General features: G+C 64.7%; 17 protein-coding genes. 9 read left to right on the top strand and 8 right to left on the bottom strand.

The window, feature by feature from the left end:
- The first annotated feature begins 187 nt into the window (after positions 1-187).
- Complete coding sequence (locus MPARV_RS0110165) at positions 188-4,261, top strand: carboxypeptidase regulatory-like domain-containing protein (protein WP_157789548.1); 4,074 nt, start codon at positions 188-190, stop codon at positions 4,259-4,261.
- Between the two features lie 113 nt (positions 4,262-4,374).
- Here the strand turns inward: MPARV_RS0110165 and MPARV_RS0110160 are convergent, their stop codons facing one another.
- From MPARV_RS0110160 to MPARV_RS0110135, 7 genes are all read right to left on the bottom strand, one after another.
- Positions 4,375-5,649 (bottom strand): HNH endonuclease signature motif containing protein, encoded by a 1,275-nt coding sequence (locus tag MPARV_RS0110160; protein WP_012227501.1) that lies wholly within the window; start codon positions 5,647-5,649, stop codon positions 4,375-4,377.
- Positions 5,650-6,330: 681 nt separating this feature from the next.
- Entirely contained in the window at positions 6,331-8,955 is a 2,625-nt protein-coding gene (locus MPARV_RS23600) for an RCC1 domain-containing protein (protein WP_081582223.1), read from the bottom strand.
- A gap of 406 nt (positions 8,956-9,361) precedes the next feature.
- Positions 9,362-9,829, bottom strand: coding sequence for a hypothetical protein (locus MPARV_RS0110155; RefSeq protein WP_020378154.1), 468 nt, complete (start codon positions 9,827-9,829; stop codon positions 9,362-9,364).
- A gap of 67 nt (positions 9,830-9,896) precedes the next feature.
- Positions 9,897-10,181, bottom strand: coding sequence for a ribbon-helix-helix domain-containing protein (locus tag MPARV_RS0110150; RefSeq protein ID WP_012227509.1), 285 nt, complete (start codon positions 10,179-10,181; stop codon positions 9,897-9,899).
- Positions 10,178-10,417 carry a hypothetical protein gene (locus tag MPARV_RS0110145; RefSeq protein ID WP_012227511.1) on the bottom strand — a complete coding sequence of 80 codons (240 nt, stop codon included), beginning with the start codon at positions 10,415-10,417 and terminating at the stop codon, positions 10,178-10,180. Before MPARV_RS0110145 ends, MPARV_RS0110150 begins: the two co-directional genes overlap by 4 nt.
- A gap of 70 nt (positions 10,418-10,487) precedes the next feature.
- Entirely contained in the window at positions 10,488-11,582 is a 1,095-nt protein-coding gene (locus tag MPARV_RS0110140; RefSeq protein ID WP_012227518.1) for a potassium channel family protein, read from the bottom strand.
- Complete coding sequence (locus tag MPARV_RS0110135) at positions 11,579-11,992, bottom strand: hypothetical protein (RefSeq protein ID WP_157789547.1); 414 nt, start codon at positions 11,990-11,992, stop codon at positions 11,579-11,581. The genes MPARV_RS0110140 and MPARV_RS0110135 overlap by 4 nt, the downstream gene beginning before the upstream one ends.
- Positions 11,993-12,128: 136 nt before the next feature.
- Between MPARV_RS0110135 and MPARV_RS22660 the strand changes: the two genes are divergently transcribed.
- The 6 genes from MPARV_RS22660 to rpmF all read left to right on the top strand — a co-directional run bounded on the left by MPARV_RS22660 (position 12,129) and on the right by rpmF (position 15,804).
- A complete protein-coding gene (locus MPARV_RS22660; RefSeq protein WP_020378151.1) occupies positions 12,129-13,106 on the top strand; it encodes a 50S ribosomal protein L11 methyltransferase in 978 nt (325 codons plus the stop codon).
- The gene (gene rsmD / locus MPARV_RS0110125) at positions 13,103-13,627 is read left to right on the top strand and encodes a 16S rRNA (guanine(966)-N(2))-methyltransferase RsmD (RefSeq protein WP_020378150.1); all 525 of its coding nucleotides are present in this window, start codon (positions 13,103-13,105) and stop codon (positions 13,625-13,627) included. The genes MPARV_RS22660 and rsmD overlap by 4 nt, the downstream gene beginning before the upstream one ends.
- 92 nt (positions 13,628-13,719) lie before the next feature.
- Positions 13,720-14,220: a pantetheine-phosphate adenylyltransferase gene (coaD, locus tag MPARV_RS0110120; RefSeq protein WP_012227523.1), complete on the top strand. Its 501-nt coding sequence runs from the start codon at positions 13,720-13,722 to the stop codon at positions 14,218-14,220.
- Entirely contained in the window at positions 14,217-14,942 is a 726-nt protein-coding gene (locus MPARV_RS24725; RefSeq protein WP_012227524.1) for an ATP synthase subunit B family protein, read from the top strand. The genes coaD and MPARV_RS24725 overlap by 4 nt, the downstream gene beginning before the upstream one ends.
- Before the next feature lie 64 nt (positions 14,943-15,006).
- Positions 15,007-15,507 carry a YceD family protein gene (locus MPARV_RS24720; RefSeq protein WP_051011965.1) on the top strand — a complete coding sequence of 167 codons (501 nt, stop codon included), beginning with the start codon at positions 15,007-15,009 and terminating at the stop codon, positions 15,505-15,507.
- Between the two features lie 117 nt (positions 15,508-15,624).
- Positions 15,625-15,804, top strand: a complete 180-nt coding sequence (rpmF, locus tag MPARV_RS0110105) for a 50S ribosomal protein L32 (protein WP_031278125.1) — start codon at positions 15,625-15,627, stop codon at positions 15,802-15,804.
- Positions 15,805-16,042: 238 nt separating this feature from the next.
- On the opposite strand, the gene MPARV_RS0110095 is transcribed toward rpmF, so the two are convergent.
- Positions 16,043-18,274 (bottom strand): hypothetical protein, encoded by a 2,232-nt coding sequence (locus MPARV_RS0110095; RefSeq protein WP_020378147.1) that lies wholly within the window; start codon positions 18,272-18,274, stop codon positions 16,043-16,045.
- Positions 18,275-18,380: 106 nt separating this feature from the next.
- Between MPARV_RS0110095 and MPARV_RS0110090 the strand changes: the two genes are divergently transcribed.
- Together MPARV_RS0110090 and MPARV_RS0110085 are read left to right on the top strand one after the other, a co-directional pair.
- A complete protein-coding gene (locus MPARV_RS0110090) occupies positions 18,381-19,187 on the top strand; it encodes a crotonase/enoyl-CoA hydratase family protein (protein WP_020378146.1) in 807 nt (268 codons plus the stop codon).
- A 59-nt stretch (positions 19,188-19,246) separates the two neighbouring features.
- Entirely contained in the window at positions 19,247-19,540 is a 294-nt protein-coding gene (locus tag MPARV_RS0110085) for an acyl carrier protein (protein ID WP_012227531.1), read from the top strand.
- Positions 19,541-19,583: the final 43 nt, after the last annotated feature.

Here is a 19,583-nt window from a genome sequence, read left to right as displayed (position 1 = left end):
GGTAGCAGGCCTCGATCAGAGCGTGGACGACTTCGTCCCCGTGAGTGCTTCTCCGAGTTCTGAGGTGCCTTCGGATGCGGCTTCGCTGTCGCCGGGGCAGCCCGAAACCACGGTCAAGGTTCAAGGCGGTGGTGGTCAACAGTCTCCCGACCCAGGTGTCACGTCACCGACTCCCTTGGACCCACCGGTGACCGCAGCGACGGTGCCCGAGCCCGGCCCGACTACGGCACCCGTCGCACCGCCTGCAACCCCTACCGATCCGCGGACCCAGCCCACAACCCAGGGCGGAACGCCCAGCACGGCTGGTCCGACCAACTCCGGCGCACTGCCCACCCAGCCAGGCGCACTGCCCACCCAGCCAGGCGCACTGCCCACCCAGCCAGGCGCACTGCCCACCCAGCCAGGCGAGCCGCCCCAAAGGGACGCGGCTCCCAGCCGACCGGCGCCGGGCCAGGCTCCGGCTGTCGCAGGGTCGGGCAGTATCAGCGGCACTGTTACTGCTGACGACACTGCTGACCCGATCGGCAGCATCAATGTTTGCGCCCACAACGCTGACTACAGCGTGTACTTCTGCGTGCTCACCAGCACCATCGATGGCACCTACACCCTCGCCGGTCTTCCATCGGACGACTACGTGGTTGCCTTCAGCGATTCCGGTGGTCCGTACATCAGCGAGTACTTCGACAACGTGACCGACTTCGACGCGGCCTCCTTGGTGAGCGTGACCGACCCCAACGCCACGTCGGGTATTGACGCCGGGCTCGCACCAAGCGGGTCCATCAGCGGCACGGTGACCGCCGAAGACGGCGGCGCTCCCTTGGCCGACGTTCGGGTCTGCGCGAGCGGGGACAATAGCGGTTTCAACTGCGTTATCACGGCCAATGACGGTACCTACACCATCAGTCGGCTGGCGGCCGGCAATTACACAGTTACCTTCGCCGACTTCGATGGCATCTACGTCAACGAGTACTTCGACGACGTCTTCGACTACGACTCTGCCACCCCGGTCAGCGTCACGCCTCATGCCACCACACCCGGCGTCGATGCCGCACTTGGGAGCGGAGCCTCCGTTTCGGGCACGGTCACCGAGGACGGCTCGGGCGACCCACTTGAGAACGTGTATGTCTGCGTCTTCGACCAGGCCAACGTTTACGAATGTGACTATTCGGGCGTCGACGGCACCTACAGCGTCGGCGGACTTCCATCGGGCAACTTCACCGTTGGTTTCTCAGACTTCACCGGCGCTCACATCAACGAGTTCTTTGATGATGTCACCGATTTCGACCTGGCCACCCCGGTCACCACCACGGTGCCCAACGAAACCGCCAACATCGACGCTTCACTTGGCCTGGCCGGTTCCATCTCCGGCACCGTGACCGAGGACGGCACGGGCGACCCCCTCCAGGACATCTACGTGTGCGCTGACGGCGTGGACAACGGCGCTTACAACTGCGCTACCACGGCCAACGACGGTACCTACACCATCAGTGGGCTGGCGACGGGCAATTACACAGTGACCTTCAGTGACTTCGATGGCATCCACGTCGACGAGTTCTTCGATGATGTCACCGATTCCGACTCTGCCACCCCGGTGAGCGTCACAGCGCCGAACCTCACTGCCGGCATCGACGCAGGGCTCGCAACCGGTGGTTCCATTTCGGGCACGGTCACCGAAGACGGCTCCGGCGACCCGCTTGACGCCATCAGCGTCTGTGCCGCGGGTGAGGACGTGAACGCCTATTCGTGCACCGGCACGGCGGCCGATGGCAGCTACACCGTTGGTGGTCTTCCGAGCGGCAACTACCGGGTTCAGTTCACCGACTACTCCGCCACCCACCTCGATGAATACTTCGACGACGTCGTGCAGTACGACGCAGCCACGCTGGTTGGGGTCACTGCGCCGGACACCACAGCAGGCATCAATGCCGGCCTTTCCACCGGCGGTTCCATCGCCGGAACGGTGACCGAGGAAGGTTCCGGCGACCCACTCGAGAACATTCAGGTGTGCGCCTCGGGCGTCAACACCGACTACTCCTCATGTGCTGACACGGCGGCAGATGGCACCTACAGCATCGGTCCGCTACCCGACGATAGCTACAGGGTTGATTTTCAGGACTTCGCGGGGACGTACCTCCGCGAGTACTTCGACGATGCCGCCAACTACGACTCGGCCACCCCGGTTGTGATTGCGGCGGCCGCTGACGCCACTGGAATCGACGCAGGGTTGAGTCGGGGCGGGTCGATTTCGGGCACCGTCACCGAGGATGGCACCGGTGATCCGCTGGAAGACATCAGCGTCTGCGCCTCAGAGGAAACGGGTGAAGGTTACGGATGCACGTCCACCGCTGCGGATGGTACCTACGCGATCGGCACCCTGGCGACCGGGTCCTATCGGGTCTCCTTCGACGACGACCAGGACCAGTACCTGGACGAGTACTTCGACGATGCCACGTACGAAACCGCAACCATGGTGGGGGTGACCGCACCGGACGTGGCTCCCAACATCGACGCCGCCCTGACGAAGGGGGGCTCCATCTCCGGCACTGTCGTCGGCGATGTGTCCGGTGATCCGCTCGAAGACATTGAAGTTTGCGCCTTCGATGACGCTGGAGGCTTCTACCGGTGTTCCAGTACCGAGACTGACGGTACCTACGTCATCTCCGGTCTGCCGTCCGGCGATTTCCTGGTCAACATTCACGATCCCGGCCAGGTCTATCTGGGCGAGTTCTACGATGACGTGACCGACTACGAATCGGCCACCCCGGTAAGCGTGACCGCCCCAGACCTGACGCCCAACATCAATGCAGGGCTGGCCGTGGGCGGAGTGATCGCCGGCACGGTCACCGAGGACGGGTCGGGCGACCCGCTCGAATACGTCCAGGTGTGCGCCGACAACGACGACGCCAGTCTGTGTGCAGGGACCGCCCCAGATGGCACCTATGCCATCACGGGCCTGCCGACCGGCGACTACACCGTCGCTTTTTATGACTACACGGCAATCCACATCAACGAGTACTTCGATGACGTGATCAATGCCGACCTGGCAACAGCAGTGAGCGTGACGGCCCCGAACTCGACGCCCAATATCGATGCCGGTTTGGCCGTGGGCGGCGTGATTTCGGGTGAGGTCACCGAGGAGGCTTCAGGCGACCCGCTTGGAGACGTTGAGATCTGCGCCGAGAACGGCGATGGAACCGATTATCAATGCAGCTACACCAGTAACGGCACCTACGAAGTCACTGGGCTGCCCACCGGGAGCTACACCGTCAGCTTCGATGCGTCGGACGACAGGTTCCTGCGAGAGTACTTCGATGGCGTCTTTGTCGGAGACTCGGCCACGCCGGTGGCGGTTACTGCGCCAAATACCACACCCAACATCGACGCCGCACTCAAATTGGGCGGGTTGATCACCGGCACCGTCACCGACGAGGTGACTCATGATCCGCTTGAAGACATTCAGGTGTGCGCCGAGACTGACAGCAGCGACTTCCAGCAGTGCGGGTACACGGATTCCAACGGTGAGTACACGATCGTCCAGCTCGTGACCGGAAGTCACACGGTTGAATTCTTCGACTGGTCCGGTACCTACGGTGCGGAGTATTTCGATGATGCCATCAACAGCATCGATGCAACCCCGGTCAGCGTCACCGCACCTAACACGACACCCAACATCGATGCTGAGATGGGCCAGGGCTGCTCGCGCTACCACGACTTCACCGACGTGGCTGACGGAGTGTTCTACGAGTGTGCGGTGGCATGGCTGGTGCGTGCTGGCATCACCGCAGGGACGTCGCCTGGCAAGTACTCGCCCAATGCCAAGTTGACCCGTGGGCAAATGGCGTTGTTCCTGTACAAGGTGGCGGGTTCGCCGCCGGTGGACGACTGTTCGGACAATCCATTCACCGATGTGCCCAGTGGCGCGTTCTACGAGTGTGCGGTGACGTGGGCGTCCGATGCGGGGGTCACCGGGGGAGTAGGCGCTACCAGGTTTGCCCCGTTGGGCAAGGTGAAGCGGGGCCAGATGGTGACGTTCTTGTACAGGTTGGCGGAGTCGCCGCCGGTGGACGACTGCTCCGATCATCCGTTCACCGACGTGCCCGCCAATGCGTACTACGAGTGTGCGATGACCTGGGCGGTCGGTGAGGGAATCACCAGCGGCACGACGGTCACGAAGTTCAGCCCGACCAACGATATCCCCCGTGGCCAGATGGCCGTGTTCCTCTGGCGGTTCTCCGGTTCGCCGCCACCTTGGAGCGTCTGACCGGGCCGAGAGGCAGGCAACTCCCAGGCTGATTGGGCATCGACGCGCCGAAGCGCCCATCCCGGGTGGAAGGTACCGATTTGGTTGGAAGTGGTCGGTTCCGGGGCGGCCGCTTACGCGGCCGACACTTCGGGCGGCGCCCCTGTGCGCACGCCGCAGCGTTGGCTGTGCACGGTGTGCCCGTATGGGGTCTGCCATTCGAAGAGCACCAGGCTGGGGTCATCCGGTAGCTGGCGACGGCGCATGGTCCAGCCGGGCCGGTGGGTCAGCCGATGATGAAATCTGCAAACGAGTGCAAGGTTATCGATGTCGGTGGGGCCACCGTTGTCCCACACGTCGACGTGGTGGGCGTCGCACCAGGAGGCGGGCCGGTCGCAGCCCGGGAAGATGCAGCCCCCGTCGCGCACGGTCAGCGCCCGGCGCATGTGCCGGTTGGCGTAGCGGATAGCCCGGCCCATGCGCAGCGCGTCGCCATTGCCGGACGTCTCCAGGGGCCGGATGACGGCGGCGGTGATCAGCCAGCGCATCAGCCGTGGGTCCAGCCGTTCGTTGTGAGTGTCGCGTAGTTCGCCGCTGTCGGCGTTGAAGTGCACAACCACCTCGGGTTCGGGCGCCTTGGTGGCATCGAGGTCTACCCCGGCAGCCCGTTCGCACAGCTCGACGAGGCCCTCGGCGCGTGCTTGAGGGCGGGATGGGGCGACGGTCAGGTCGCCTCCGGCCTCCTCGGAGGCTCGGTGATACTGCAACATCAATTCATCGGTGACCGCTTCGAGGTGAGCCCGGAGTTTCAGGGCGAGTTCGCCGACGAACTCGCCGGAGAGCCGGGTGACCCCGCCGGGCAGTTCGTTGAGGTGCAGCCGGTTGCGGCCGGCGTCGCCGAGGGGATCGTGGTTGCCGTCCTGGTTCAGCAGGTCGCACACACCACGCAGTTCTTGAACCCAACGGTCGTAGGTAGCCACCTGGGCCAGGTCGACGAGCGGGTCGATGTAGCCGTCGATCAAAGCCCGGAGGAGTGGCGTGACGTGGCGGCTCCACGCGGCAGCGTGGTGCCAACCCAGCCGTGCGTCCTTGAACGCCTCGGCGATGCGGGGGTGGTGGGCACGCAGCTCGGCGGCCACCCGCACCCGCCGTCTGGCATCCGCCCGGCCGATGCCGGTGCTGTTGGCCAGCCACGGGCCCGTCAGGTGTCCGGCGTAGGCAATGGTGTCGCCAGTGGCGTCCAGGTCGGCCAGCAACTTGGCCTCGCGCACATCGATGCGGTGACGCAGGGTGGCCAACTCGACCACCTCGGCCATCGGCGCGGTCAGCGCCGTCGAATGGTCGGTATCAGCCCGCGAACGGTCGGCCGGGGTGCCATCGCCCTTAGTCGATTCCGCCTCATCGAACATGTATCCCAGTATGAAGGAGGCCTGTGACAGTTAGGGGCGGTCTACGCCGATCTCGGGAAGGAGTCTTGAATTTCTCAGAACGGTTTCGGGTATCTGTTCTGGCACCAAGGTTGGAGGTTGCAGTGAGCCTTGCTCGATGTCGTCCGCCAGCTTGGCGATGCGTTCAGCCGCCTCGACCCTACGGCCTGCCGGTTCTGTTGAACTGGTTGGTCGGCTCGTCCGACGCCCCCCCGTCGGGTGGTCGACCCCGATGTGCCGGCGAGCGGCGCCACATCGAGCAGTGCTGTTCCCACAGAAGTCTCTGTGCCCACAGAAGTGACGGTGGATCACGTGTGGCACCAGCCCAATGCGGCCGTCGTCATCTCCAAGCTGCACGCAGGGGAGGTTCTGGTGCACTGCTGATTTGGGCCGGTGGGCTCTGGGCCGATGCGGCCTCGACACTTCCCGGTAGCCCCAACACCACCGCTCCAACCAACAACAGCCAACCAGTAACTACCCGACCCACAACACTTCGTCCCATAACCGGTGACCATAAGCGTCTGCCGTGGAAGCGCGCCATGTCAGCGATTGCTTTCGGCAGGAAGGAGCAGGCTTTAGGTTTTCGCGGTGCTTGAGATGATTCTGGAGAGTGGCGTCTGTGGAAGGCTCAACTGTGACCTCGTCCCGAACGGCTTCGCAGCGTTAGGACTCTACAGCGAGCGTTGGAGACCACTGTGGAGAACCCCAGAGATCTCCGACGCCGAGCTGACCCCAGAGATTGTTTCCCCAACAGGCTACTGAGCCATCGACTTTAAGTGCACAAGAATGGTCAATTCCCGAATCGATGGATTGCACTCCGTGCAGCGCATCTACCGGTGCCGGGACCGACCGAGGGTTGGTGGATCCATCGCCCAGCTGACCGTCGCCGTTCCACCCCCAGCACGCCGGGTTACCATCACCTTGCAACGCGCAGGAATGATTACCTCCAGCAGCTACTGAAGTGGCTCCTGTTAAGTTGATCACTGGCACGGGTTCCGGCACCGGAGTGCTACCAAATATAGAGCCAGACGTCCCCCAGCATTCAACGGTGCCCGTGTCGAGTACTGCGCAGGTTTGGTTCCTGCCGGCATCGATCATCGTCACTCCTGACAGGCCCGAAACTGACACGGGAGTCCCGCTGCCACTCACCCCCACGGGGTCTGGGATGGTCCCATTTCCGAGTTGCCCGTTTTGATTGAGTCCCCAACAGGCTACCGTGCCAGTTGCTTTCAGCGCACAGGTATGGTCAGAACCAGCAGTAATTGCTCGAACATCGGAAAGCGTAACCACACTCGTTGCTGTTAACCGCGGACTGGTGGCATAGGTGCCGTCTCCAATATGGCCGCCATCGTTGAGGCCCCAGCAGGCTACCGTGCCCGTCTCTTTGAGTGCGCAGCTGTGGCTTTCACCTGCGGTGATCGCAGTAGCGTCAGAGAGCCCGACCACCAGTGATGGTGTCCATTTCTTGATTTGGCTGCCATCACCCAATTGGCCCCAATTGTTGTCCCCCCAACACGCCACAGCTCCGTTGTCGATTAGTGCGCAGAAGTGGGCGAGTTGAGACATGGATGACCACCCTGCCGTGATTGCCGTAACTCCCGACAATCCATCGATGGGAACTGCCGCACGCTCGACTCCGAGCGTCCCTGATCCCCAGCAAGCAACGGTACTGTTGATCTTCAAAGCACACGACTGATGCCCGGCCGTGGCGATGGAAGCAACTCCTGTCAGCCACACCGGTGGCTTTAAACGAAAGATCGTGGTCCCTTCACCCAACTGCCCGAACTCGTTTCCCCCCCAACAGACCTTTGTTCCGTCGATCTTGAGGACACACGAGTGGGATTCACCAGCGGTCAACTCTGAGAACTCAGACAATCCAACGACGGTTGCAGGTGTCAGGCGATCATTAGTCCAGGTGCCATCACCAATTTGACCAAAGCCGTTGTCGCCCCAGCAGGCCATCCCCCCATTCTGCTTGGAGGCGCACGAGTGCTGACTGCCGAGGGCGAGTCCGGTCATCCCCGACATGCCTGCCAGCGGCGTTGGCGTTAGCGACTCGGCCGTTGTCCCGTCGCCTAACTGGCCACGATCGTTGTCCCCCCAACACGCCACCGTTCCCTCGACGTTGAGGGCACATGAATGCCGTGCCCCGGCGGCAATCGTGAGGACCTCAGTGAGGCCTGCCACCGGAGTTGGTGTCAGTCGGCTTGTAGTGGTGCCATCTCCTAGTTGTCCGTTGTAGTTGCCGCCCCAGCAGGCCACTTGCCCGTCGTCTTTCAGGGCACAAGAATGTCCAGAGCCAAGAGCGGTTGCGGAGACGCCGGAGAGGCCGACCACCGGAGTTGGTGTCAGTCGGTTTGTCGTGGTGCCATCTCCCAACTGGCCATAGTAGTTGAAGCCCCAGCAAGCCACCTTGGCATCGCGTTTCACGGCGCAAGTGTGGGAGTCGCCGGCGTCAATTGCCAGCACTCCCGAGAGGCCGAGCACAAGGGTTGGTTCCAGCCGGTTGGTGGTGGTGCCATCCCCCAACTGACCGCTGTCGTTACTTCCCCAGCAGGCCACAGTGCCGTGTGCCTTCAAGGCGCAAGAGTGCGATCTACCGGCCGTGAGCGAAATGGTCGAGGTCAGGCCCGGAACCTGAGTTGGCGCCAGGCGGTTGGTGGTGGTCCCATCCCCCAGTTGTCCCTCAGCGTTGAGCCCCCAGCACGCAACCGTCTGGTCATCGTTCAACACGCACGAGGAGCTGTCTCCGGCTGCTATCGAGGTGCCCACAGGCGCTTTTGTGCACGCGGAGGCGTGGAGGAACACGGCCACTTGGGCTCTGGTGACGGGCCGGGTCGGGCCGTATTTGCCCGGTGCGACACCGGAGGTGATTCCTTCGCCGACCAGCCAGGTGACCGGCCCCTCGTAATAGGAGCCTGCGTTCAGGTCTGTGAAGTCGTGGGTGCCTTCCACGCTTGGTGAACCTGCTGCGGCCCACAAGAACACCGCCATCTGTGCGCGGGTGACCTTCGCGGACGGCGCGAATTTGCCCGGTGCGACACCGGAGGTGATTCCTTCGCCGACCAGCCAGATAACCGCCTGTTCGTAATAGACGCCCGGTTTGACGTCGGTGAAGCTGTGGCCTCCGGCTGGTTGCGGTGAACCTGCTGAGGCCCATAGGAACACGGCCATCTGGCCTCGGGTGACCGTTGCGGTCGGCGCGAATTTGCCGGGTGCGACACCGGAGGTGATCCCGGCTTCCACCAGCCAGCCGACTGCCAGGTTGTAGTAGGAGTTCGATGGCACGTCGGAGAACCCGTGCGGTCCGGGAGACACACAAATGCCGCCGGGTCCGGGTTCTGGTGCACTGCTGATTTGGGCCGGTGGGCTCTGGGCCGATGCGGCCTCGACACTTCCCGGTAGCCCCAAGACCACCGCTCCAATCAACAACAACCAACCAGTAACTACCCGACCCACAACGCTTCGTCCCATAACCGGTGACCATAGCTGTTCACGCTCAACCCGAACCACGAATACGGCTACGCAGCAGGAGGTGAGGGTCCGTCGCTGACGATCCCCAAACCCCTTGCAATTCCAGCTCCACTCTTGGGTTTGCCGTCATGAAGCAGGTGACGTGATCCGACGCGTGCTTTCGCTTCGCTGGGCGATCCGAAGCTGCTATCGAAACCGGCACGGAGCCGCCCTCGGCACCTCAGGAGCCGTCCGGGAAGGACAACTCCACTCGCTCGAGCGAGGCGGCGAGGACGTTGGCGAACACATCGACGTCGCCGTCGCAGGCGTCCAACTCGCCGGGACCCAGGACGAAGACCCACGCTCCGTCGACGCATGCGAGCACACACGGGGTGCGGTCGCCGGTGATCTCCTCCACCTCGGGGGACCGCTCGTTGCGATGCAGCGCCTCGACCGGCACCGGCACGCTGCAGCGCCAATCTGCCCACGACCGTCGTTCCCTGACGAGGCCGTGGGTGATCGAGCAAAGCGAGCAGTGGGCGGTGCGGCGCAGCTTGCCCCAGCCGTAGGCCAACTCGCCCCGTAGGCCGCCGTCGGCGTCGTAGATCATGATCAACTCGGTCACCACCGCCTGCGCTGTAGCGCCGTCCAACCTGGTGGGATCAACCACATCATCGGCTGTGAGTGATGGGTGCACCGTTCGATTCACTCGGTCATTCTTTCGCGTCTCGCCGCTCGATGGAGGTTGGTTCGATGCCTCAATGTGCCGGGGATGGTCAACTTGCGGAAAGGTGTTGGCGGAGCGCTTCGCGGATCACTTCGGAGACCGGCACCCCTTCGTCCTTGGCGCGGGTTGCGAGCCGCTGCTTCAACTGGGGGTCGAGTCTCACGGACTCGACCGTCGACGGCGCCGACCCGAGTCGCGGGCGCCCGCGCTTGCCCCGGCGAGCAAGGATCTCATCGACGTCAAAGCCGGCTTCCGCTTCGTCTGCCAGCCGTTCGATCATTTGGTCGGTGATGGGAGCGCCTGACTCGGTGTGTCCGTAGTTGCGATCTGTCATGAGTCGAGCAGTATTCGGTGGGTTGCGCGGAGTCGCATGGCATGAATGATCATCTGCTCACCTGTGGATGTAATGAGTACGATGATCTCAAGCAGGTTCGCCGCCCAGTCCGGTCCGATGACGAGCCACCGGTCCGGGACTTCGCCGAGGTCATCGCCCAGCACCGAGTGGTCGAACGCATGCAACATCTCGGCGGTAGATACTCCTTGGCGACCTGCCGAGCTGTGGATTTCCACATGAACCTACCGTACTACGAAAATGGGTTGCTGTGATGAAGCCAGGGCATCGGAAGAACCGATTCGAGGTTCATGGTCTGTCGGGGCTCGGCATGGGCTGCACCATGCTTTGTGGGGCCCAGAACCCTCGCGGACACAGCATCGTATCGATGAGGAACTCCATGGACGGGGCGTACATGGCTCGCAGCTTGGTCCCCTCCTCGACGCACAGGTCGTAGGGCAACAGCTCGAAGCCGTGCTGCTCAAGCTCGTCGTAGAGTTCCCGAAACATCAGGTCGCGCTCCACCGGGGTCAGACGCGTCTCGGCACGCCAGGGCCCCAGGTCTGCTCGAACGGTCATCTGGCGAAAGAGCGTCTCGGCCCGCCGCAGAAACCAGTACGACGACCCGTTGGATGCACCAACGACCATTTGCGACTGCACGGCGACGTCCGAAAGCAAACCCAGAGCGGTGATCCAGTTTTGCCGTCGGTCGTGGCTGCGGAACAGGCGCAGCATGGGTGCCGAACCGTGGGTCTCGGCGACGGCAGCGGCCCAGCGCTCCCACTCGGCAAAGCGGGCGTCGAGCTTGGCCGGGTCGCCGTCGGGTGCCCACGCCTTCATCAAGCTGGTTGGGGTGATGCGGTCGCCGGAGCCATCGTCGATGGTCATCAAAATTTGTTCCCGGTCGGAGTACGCGCCATACAGCGTCGGCAGATAGCCGATGACGAGCGCCGTGGTCACCACGCCTGCGAAGCCCTCGACCAAAACGCCGAAACGGGAAACAAACTCGACCGGAACGGCATCGCCGAAGCCGATGGTAAAGAACGAGACCCCGGAGTAGTAGATCGAGCTCAGTACCGAGTCGACACCCTTCACGCCGCCAACGCCTGCCCAGATCATGCCGAAGCCCACGACCTGGAGGGATACCCACAGGGTCAACAACACCAGCAGCAGGAAAGGGCCATACGTGGCGAGTAGGCGCTCTCGAATCGGCCTGTCCTGAGGTATGCGCTCCGCCATGGCGCGGACGAGACGGAACCCAATCTTGGCAACGACGCGGGAGGGCCACCGGTCGGCGAAGCGGGACGTGGAGGACGACGTCGTCACCAGGGTGTTCACCAGGTCGGTGAACGCCACCAGTACCAACACGGCCCCGACAACCACCAAGACGATGTTGGCGATCATGGCTCCATGACCACCCAGCCGCGCCGCTGCAACTCGGTGGCCAACACCTCGTCGCTCACGTCGCGCAGCGTTCGCTGCGCCTCTTTGGCCCGGCGCTCGTCGCGTGAGATGCGTCTTGGTGCTGTGGGCGTTGCGGTCGTCGAAGATGCGATTTCGTTGCTTCCGTGTGGCTCGGGACTCGGACCGGCGTCCGTCGCGTCAGATCGTTGCTGCTCCAACTCGGTCTCCAACAGCTCGATCAAGGCGTCCGCCTCGCCGCGGGTGAACCTTCCCGCGGCCTGACGCTGGGTGAGGTCGAGCGGCCCGCGTGCGTCACGGAAGTCGCTGTGACCCGCCTCGTTGAGCAGCTCCAACAGCCGGTTCACCTGACGCTGTCCCGCTGGAGGGCCGGGTGATTGTCCAAAGGCCACGGGCCGAATCCTTCCACCTGGACCGAGGCCTCGCAGCCATCCTGCGGGGGAGCGGTGCCCGGGGAGTGCTCCCCGGCCGGTTGTCGGTGCGCGGTGGTTCGGCCGTGACGTCGGCGTTCTGGGACCATGGACGCCCATGTGTGACCTGACCGGACCCACCCCGGTGCAACTGAGCCTGAGGCTGGCCGACGAGCGCGGTGACGGCGTTGAAGCTCTGGTGTGGGGCGGGTTGATCGAGAACCTGATCCTGCCAGACGGGATCTCGGAACAGGCGGCCGACCCTGGCGTCACCGAATGGGTGATCAGCTGGCTTGATCCGCCCCCCGACCGGGCGATCGAGCGCCTGGTGAAGGCGTTACGTGGGATGGGTGCCACTGAGATCTCGTTGACGACCGTGGCCCTCGATGTCGGGCTGGACGGGTGGCGTGAACATGCCCGGGAGTGGACGGTCGGACCGTTTGTGGTGCGACCGCCGTGGGTGGAGCCAACGTCGGGTGATGAAACCACCGAAGCGGCAATCGACCTGGTGATCGACCCGGGCGCCGTATTCGGCTCGGGCTCGCACCAGAGCACGCGTATGGCTCTGGAACTGCTCTCAGCACGATTCGACGGTGCGAAAGTCGGCGTTCCGCTGGTGGTGCCGGACGAAGTGATCGATGTCGGCAGCGGTTCCGGCGTGCTCGGCATCGCCGCCGCTTTGCTGGGTGCGGGCGTGGTGCGGTTGGTGGAGTTGGACCCGGCCGGCGAGCGGGTGGGCCTGGCAAACGCCGCCGCCAACGGGGTGGCCGATCGGGTGCGTTGGGCGGGAACCGATGTTGCCAAGCTGGATGCCCCGGAAGGTGAGGCCGCCCGGTTGGTGCTGGCCAACCTGCTGATTGGCGAGCACGAGTCGGTGGCCCCGTCGGTGCGACGAATGGCCGCCGGGGGTGGCACGGTCATCGTGGCGGGGATATTGGAGCATCAAGAGGATCGGTTGCTGGCCGCCCTGGCGCCGACGGTCCCCCTGAAGCGTTTGGTTGAGCCATCCGAGACCGACCCGACCGTCGCCTGGGTGGCCCTGACCCTGCTGGTTACCGACCCTCACGCTGATCGAGCCTTGGGGGAGCGCGCATGAGGGTGGTCGCTGGGTCTGCGGCGGGTCGCCGCCTGGAGGCGCCACCCGGGTCGGGAACCCGCCCGACGGGCGACCGGGTGCGCGAAGCCACCTTCAACTCGTTGGGTTCCCTGGGTCTGGTGCAGGACGCCACTATGGTCGACCTGTTCGCTGGCAGCGGTGCGCTCGGTATCGAAGCGCTGTCCAGGGGCGCAAGCGAGCTGACGTTCGTCGAACGGGACGCCAGGGCCGTGCGGGTGGTGCGGGCCAACCTGGCCACCGTCGGGCTGACCGAGCCGGCCGAGGTGGTGCGCGCTGAGGCGCTCGCCTTTCTCGAATCGACGACCCGAACCTGGGATGTGGCGCTCCTCGACCCGCCTTACGCGTGGGACGGGTGGGATCGGCTGTGGGCGGCTTTGACCACCGAGTGGGCGGTTGTGGAACGAGACGTGGAGACCGAGGCCCCCAAGGGGTGGACGCTTCAGCGGGCCCGCCGCTACGGCGGTACCTGGGTGTCGGTGCTCTACCGAGATGCTCCGTGAAGCATCGGCTGTGAGACCTCGCTCAGCACCCTGCACCGCATCCGAGCGCCCTGCTCCGCATCCGGGCACCCAGCGCAGCTAGCCTCGCCGTCGTGACCACGGTGCTCTATCCCGGCTCGTTCGATCCCATCCACAACGGACACGTGGAGATCGTCGAAACCGCCTCCCGGCTCTTTGATCGGGTGGTGGTCGCCACCCTGTACAACCCCCAGAAGCACTCGGGGCTGTTCGACCTGGCCGAGCGGAGCGCACTGATCGAGGCCAGCCTGGATCACCTCGACAACGTGTCGGTCACCAGCTTCTCCAGCCTGGTGGTGGACCTGGCACGAGAGGTGAAGGCCGACTTCATTGTGAAGGGGCTGCGTGCCGTTTCGGATTTTGAATCCGAGCTGCAGATGGCCCAGACCAACACCACCATCTCTGGCGTGGACACCCTGTTCATCCCATCCGCCAGCTCACATTCATTCCTGGCATCCAAACTGATCCGAGAGATCGCCCGCTTCAGTGGCGATATCACGGCGATGGTGCCCCCGGCGGTTGCCGAGGCGCTCCAGCACAAATTCGCCGATTCGAACGAGGAGAACCCCACATGACCGACGGCGTGAGTTTTGACGACGATTATCGGGATGACGACGGCTATGACACCAGGCCACTGGCCTCCGGCGAGTACCAGGCGTACTCGGCCGGCGACTACGTGGAGGAGGCCCCGGTCGAGGACCTCAACGTCGACTTCGCCGACGAGCCCCTGGACACCGCGGGGTACACAATGCCGCGCACCGAACAGTTGCTGCGCCGGGTTGTCGACCTGATCGAAGGGGCCCCCGGCCTGCCGATGTCGGCCTCGGTTCGCATCAACAAGGAAGAGATTCTGGAGCTGTTGGACGATGCCGTTGCCCGACTGCCAGACGAACTGCGTGCCGCCCGCTGGCTGCTGAAGGAACGCGACGAGTTCCTGGCGAAGACCCGGCGTGATGGCGAGGAGATCATCTCGGATGCCAAGGCCCGAGTGGCCCACATGGTGCAGCGCACCGAGGTGGTGAAGACCGCTGAGAGCCGTGCACGCAAGGTCACCGAGGACGCTGAGGCCGAGGCCCGGCGTATGCATCACGAGGTGGAGGACTATTGCGACCAGAAGCTGGCCAGCTTCGAGATCGTGCTGGAGCGAATCACGCGAGCGGTTGGCGCCGGGCGCCAGAAGCTGTCGGCCACTTCGCTGGCCGAGGCGGCGCTGGCGCCTGACGAGGAGGATTCGCTGTCGGAGGCGCTGTTCTTCGACCAGGACGCGATGGACGCTGAGCGTGAGCAGCAGCAGTAGCAGTAGCAGCACTGGCCACTGTGGTGCCTCCGGCCCGCGCGGAGGTGCTCCCCGCCGACTGCTGGTGCCCGTCGCCGAGCTGCGACGCCGGGTGGGGAATGTGGACGAGGTGGATGCCGAGGTGGCACTGGCCGGCGCCGAGGTCATCGGCACCCGGCTGGTGGACGGCACCGAGGCACGCGTCAAGCTTCGGTTGGAGGCGCTGTCCGATGGTGTGGTGATCGGCGGGTCGGCGGAGGCGGAGTGGACGGGGGAGTGCCGCCGTTGCCTGGAGCCGGTATCGGGGGTGACCAATGGTGAGATCGACGAGGTGGCGCGGCCCTACCCACTGGACGGCGAGTTGGGGATCGAGGACGATCGAATCGACGTCACCGAGGCGGTCCGAGCGGCCGTGGTTCTCGGGTTGCCGCTGGCACCGCTGTGTCGCGAGGACTGTGCCGGACCCGATCCAGAGGGGCACCCGGTGACCGTCGCCGACGATGCAGATGACGGGCCCGCCGAGACCGAGGAGCGCCCTCCCGACCCTCGATGGGCGGCGTTGGCAGAGGTTCACCCCGACCGCTGAATCGCCACCGTCGGCGCCCGAGGTGCATCCGGTGGGCTCTGGGCGGTATCGTTGTCGGCTGCCCGACGCTCACACCCATGCAATGGTGTGGGGTACCCCTCGATCAAGGTGTTTCTCATGGCTGTTCCCAAGCGCAAGACCTCCAAGGCGAAGAGCCGCAGCCGTCGGGCCTCCAACTGGCGCCTCGAGTCGGCACCCCGGTCGCTGTGCGATCGCTGCAACACCCCGAAGCGCCCCCACGCCGTGTGTAGTAACTGCGGTTGGTACCACGGCCGTCAGGCCATCGAGGTCAGCTAGACCCGCTTGGGTCGACCATCGCAGGGGATTTCGCTCCTGATCGAGTGAATGAACCTGATGGCGCTGGTTCTTAGAAATTGAACGAATGGGTGTGGGTCGGCCTCATTGGGCTCTCCTTCTTGGCGCTGGTCGCGGGCGTGGTGGTCGCGATCGTGGCCTTGGCCAAGAGGCAAGGAACAACGACGTCGACGGCGGAGAGCAGCCGCGGTGACATGGCTTCGATCGAGAGCGGTCCGGCCTACACGAGGCCGACCGCACGTGTTTTCGCCTCGAAGTTGAGCTTGAGCTTGGCTGATTCGGTGGTGAATTCCATCGTTGTGTCCAGGTGGTCGACCGTGCCGAACGCCGAATCGTGGCGTGGGAAGTCGCCGAGGTCCACCTCTAACCCGTCCAACGTGAGGGGCCCGGTTGACCCGAAGGTCATCGTCCCCGCCGAAGCGGAGTCGTAGCTGACGACGAAGCCGCTGTCGGTGCGCTCCACCTGCGGTTCAACCTTCAAGACCGATGCCTTCCAGGCCGCGAAGCCGCCGTCGGCGGCCTCGCCGACCTCGACGATCCAGACGTTGTCGGGGCCGCCCTCGGCCACCAGGTCGAAGGGTTGCTCCATGCCATCGGTGGCGAACCTGGTGGGGTCGTAGTCGCGCCAGGTGGGGGTGCGCCACGACCACAGCGCGATCCAACCTTCGCCCTTTCGTGCGAAGGTCCAGCGGCCTTCCTGAGCCACCTCGTCGAAGCGGTCCTGCGGCACGTACGCGTGTGTGAAGGGCTGGTAGCCGAACACGCCCCACAACAGTTCGTCGGTGGTCTCGTCCCACGCCGGTTGGTAGATGTGGATGGCCGCCCGCTCGTGTTGGGCCGAACGGGGCATGGACGCCTCGCCGGTCCAGTAGCCGGGCCGCCCGTCTTCGGCCCAGTCGGTGCTCTCATCTCGGTCGGTCACCGGGTGATTGGTGAAGACGAGGGCGTCGGCGTCGATGGCCGCCTGCCAGCTGTGGGCCTGATCGCGCATCTGGCCAAATCGGTGATCCTGCACCGATGCCAGCGACACGGCGTCGCCTCGCCAGGCGTAGGTGTTGGCCTCGCCGAGAAACCCGAAGTTGACGATGGCGTGGTTCTTTTGGAGCCAGGGTCGGATGCGGTCGATGTCGCCGCCGTTGAGGTCGACCAGCGCCTTCACCTGGGCCAACAGGGGTACCTCGAACAGGTCGTACCTTTTGGCCTCGGACAGGCCAATACCCGCCACCTGCCAGGTGCCCACCGCTCCAAGACTCCACCAGAACGACAGGTTGGCCGGGTCATCGAAGTGGTATCCGAACGGGGCCTTGGGGTACTCGGCCACCGGCGCAGCGTCGTCGACGAAGATGCCGTGACGCTCGCGAACCACGCCGGGCGCCTTGGCCAAGGCCATGTCGACGACCGCCTGGGGCGGACGGTATGCGCCGGCTGCGCACAGGTAGGTGACACCGGTGTCGGTGTGGCTCTGGTAGTCGAAGGTGGTGTCGTCGAAAAGTAGCTTGGCGGTGCCAAAGGTGGCCTCGTCACGCGAGGTCATCTTGTCCTTTTTGTAGGTGCGACCCCGGGGTGCGGTGTAGCACCCGGCGTGGGTGTGGGCGGCCAGGTCGACGAGGCAAAGGTCGAGGGCCATGGCCGCAGGCACCGTGAGTTCGGGGTCGTCGCCCAGCTCGATCAAGGTGATCAACGGGGTGATGTTTTTCAGCATGTACACGTTGGAGTGCCACTCGAAGAAGCCAAACCGGGCGCGCTCGCTGATCCACTGGAGAATCTCGGGCTTGGAGCGCTCCATGTGCTCGGCGCCGGTCAGGCCGGTGACCGTGAAGGTCTGCTCGCTGAGGTGCTGCCCGGCGAGAAACTCGATGACCCGCCCGATGACGATGTGGTTCTCCGACCAGTACCAAAGGTTGTCCAGGCGTCCGTCGGGGTTGGGGTCGTTGTACCGGTAACGGTTGTCGACCAGCCGCTGCTCGATGGCCTGAAGCAGCTTGGGGCTGAGCGTGGTCATGTTGTTGCCGACGGTGGCCCCACTCGACTCGGACCCGGCACCCAGTTTGAGCAGCCACAGCAGGTACATCAGGTCGAAGTCGCGGGTGTCCTCCCACGAATCGATCTTGTCCCAGGTGTCGGCGAAGGCGTCGACGGTGACCTCGTCGACGGCCCAGCGGTAGTCGGGGTCTCGACCTGCCCGAATGAGATGACCGGCCACGCCGGGAGCGCTGCCGGGGATGAACTCGGCGGTTGCGAACCTCAGGTACTCGTCGATGCGCCGCTGGTACACCGCCTCGTCGATCAGCCCATCGCTTCCAGGCTGGGAGAGCGCGGTGGCACAGCCGGCACCATCGATGCACTCGGGCTGGTCGTCGGCCCGCCGGCCGTTGCTGGTGCACGAGGTCAGGGCCAACGCCCCCGCCAAGCCGGCCGAACCCGTCAGGAATCCGCGTCGATCGAACTTCATGGTTGACCCTCCCCATTCCCCCGGACACATGGCCCTCAGCGGCCTTGCGCCAATGCGCCCGATGGTACGCGTCGCCGGCGCGGCGACGCTCTGGCAGCCTGGGCACATGAACCTGGGTATCCGCACCGTCGACCGCACGCTGGTGGTCACCATCAACCGGCCCGAGCGCCGCAACGCCATCGATGGCCCGACGGCGGACGATTTGCATCGGACGTTCGTCGGCTTCGATGCCGACGACACACTCGATGTGGCGGTGTTGGCCGGTGCGAACGGAACGTTCTGCGCAGGCGCCGACCTGCACGCCATCGCCGAGGGCAACGGCAACCGGGTCGCCGGAGACCTGTCGGAACCGGCTCCGCTGGGCTGCACCCGGCTGGAGCTGAACAAGCCGGTGATCGCGGCGGTGGAGGGCTTTGCCGTCGCCGGAGGGTTGGAGCTGGCCCTGTGGTGCGACCTGCGGGTGGCGGCGAGCGACGCCACCTTCGGGGTGTACTGCCGACGCTTCGGCGTGCCGCTGATCGATGGCGGGACGGTTCGCCTTCCCCGGCTGGTCGGGCACAGCCGCGCCATGGACATGATTCTCACCGGTCGGAGCGTGTCCGGCAGCGAGGCCGGCGCGTGGGGTCTCGCCAACCGGGTCTGCGAGCCGGGTGAGGCGTTGGACGAGGCGATCGAGCTGGCCACGTCGTTGTCGGCGTTGCCTCAGACATGTCTGAGGAACGACCGAAGGTCGTGCAACGAACAATGGGGCCTCGGGCTTGGAGCTGCCCTGGCCAACGAGACTCGGCTGGGGTTGGACACGTTGCGCAGCGGCGAGTCGTTGGCGGGTGCCGGTCGCTTCGCCGCCGGCGCCGGCCGAGGAGGGACTCCCGCCGGGGCAGCCGAACGAGGTGAGGCCCAACCCAAGCGGTAGTAGTGTCCTTGGCTCCGTGCGCCCTCTTACTGCGCCCGAACCACACCCTGGAGGTAGCGGTGCCCGCCGAGACACACATGGAACGCCAGTCGCTTGATCGTGATGCCGTGCTGCAACTCGTCAGGGAGCAACTGGCCGACATCCTGGAGGGCGACGCCGACACCATCGCTGAGGACGACCGGTTCGCCGAGGACCTGAGGGCCGACAGCCTGGCCCTGGTGGAACTGGTTGAGCTGATCGAGGACGAGCTCGCCGAACGATCCTGCGCAGTGCTCTTCGACGATGAAGACCTGGTGGACCTGCTGACCGTTCGTGATGCAGTCGACTACGTCATGGCCCGGATGGACTCCTGAGTTCCGGGTTCGACTTCGATCGCCCGTCCTCACCGCCATGGCG

Origin of the sequence: Candidatus Microthrix parvicella Bio17-1, assembly GCF_000299415.1 — a bacterium.
GTDB classification, from domain to species: domain Bacteria; phylum Actinomycetota; class Acidimicrobiia; order Acidimicrobiales; family Microtrichaceae; genus Microthrix; species Microthrix parvicella.
Note: the sequence above shows the minus strand (reverse complement) of the source record. Positions and strands in the feature narration are given on the sequence as shown.

Bases quoted from the DNA above. Each gene is read 5' to 3' on its own strand.
- MPARV_RS0110160 (WP_012227501.1), bottom strand. From the start codon at position 5,649: ATGTTCGATGAGGCGGAATCGACTAAGGGCGATGGCACCCCGGCCGAC.
- MPARV_RS0110150 (WP_012227509.1), bottom strand. From the start codon at position 10,181: ATGACAGATCGCAACTACGGACACACCGAGTCAGGCGCTCCCATCACC.
- MPARV_RS0110140 (WP_012227518.1), bottom strand. From the start codon at position 11,582: ATGATCGCCAACATCGTCTTGGTGGTTGTCGGGGCCGTGTTGGTACTG.
- MPARV_RS22660 (WP_020378151.1), top strand. From the start codon at position 12,129: ATGTGTGACCTGACCGGACCCACCCCGGTGCAACTGAGCCTGAGGCTG.
- rsmD (WP_020378150.1), top strand. From the start codon at position 13,103: ATGAGGGTGGTCGCTGGGTCTGCGGCGGGTCGCCGCCTGGAGGCGCCA.
- MPARV_RS24725 (WP_012227524.1), top strand. From the start codon at position 14,217: ATGACCGACGGCGTGAGTTTTGACGACGATTATCGGGATGACGACGGC.
- rpmF (WP_031278125.1), top strand. From the start codon at position 15,625: ATGGCTGTTCCCAAGCGCAAGACCTCCAAGGCGAAGAGCCGCAGCCGT.
- MPARV_RS0110095 (WP_020378147.1), bottom strand. From the start codon at position 18,274: ATGAAGTTCGATCGACGCGGATTCCTGACGGGTTCGGCCGGCTTGGCG.
- MPARV_RS0110090 (WP_020378146.1), top strand. From the start codon at position 18,381: ATGAACCTGGGTATCCGCACCGTCGACCGCACGCTGGTGGTCACCATC.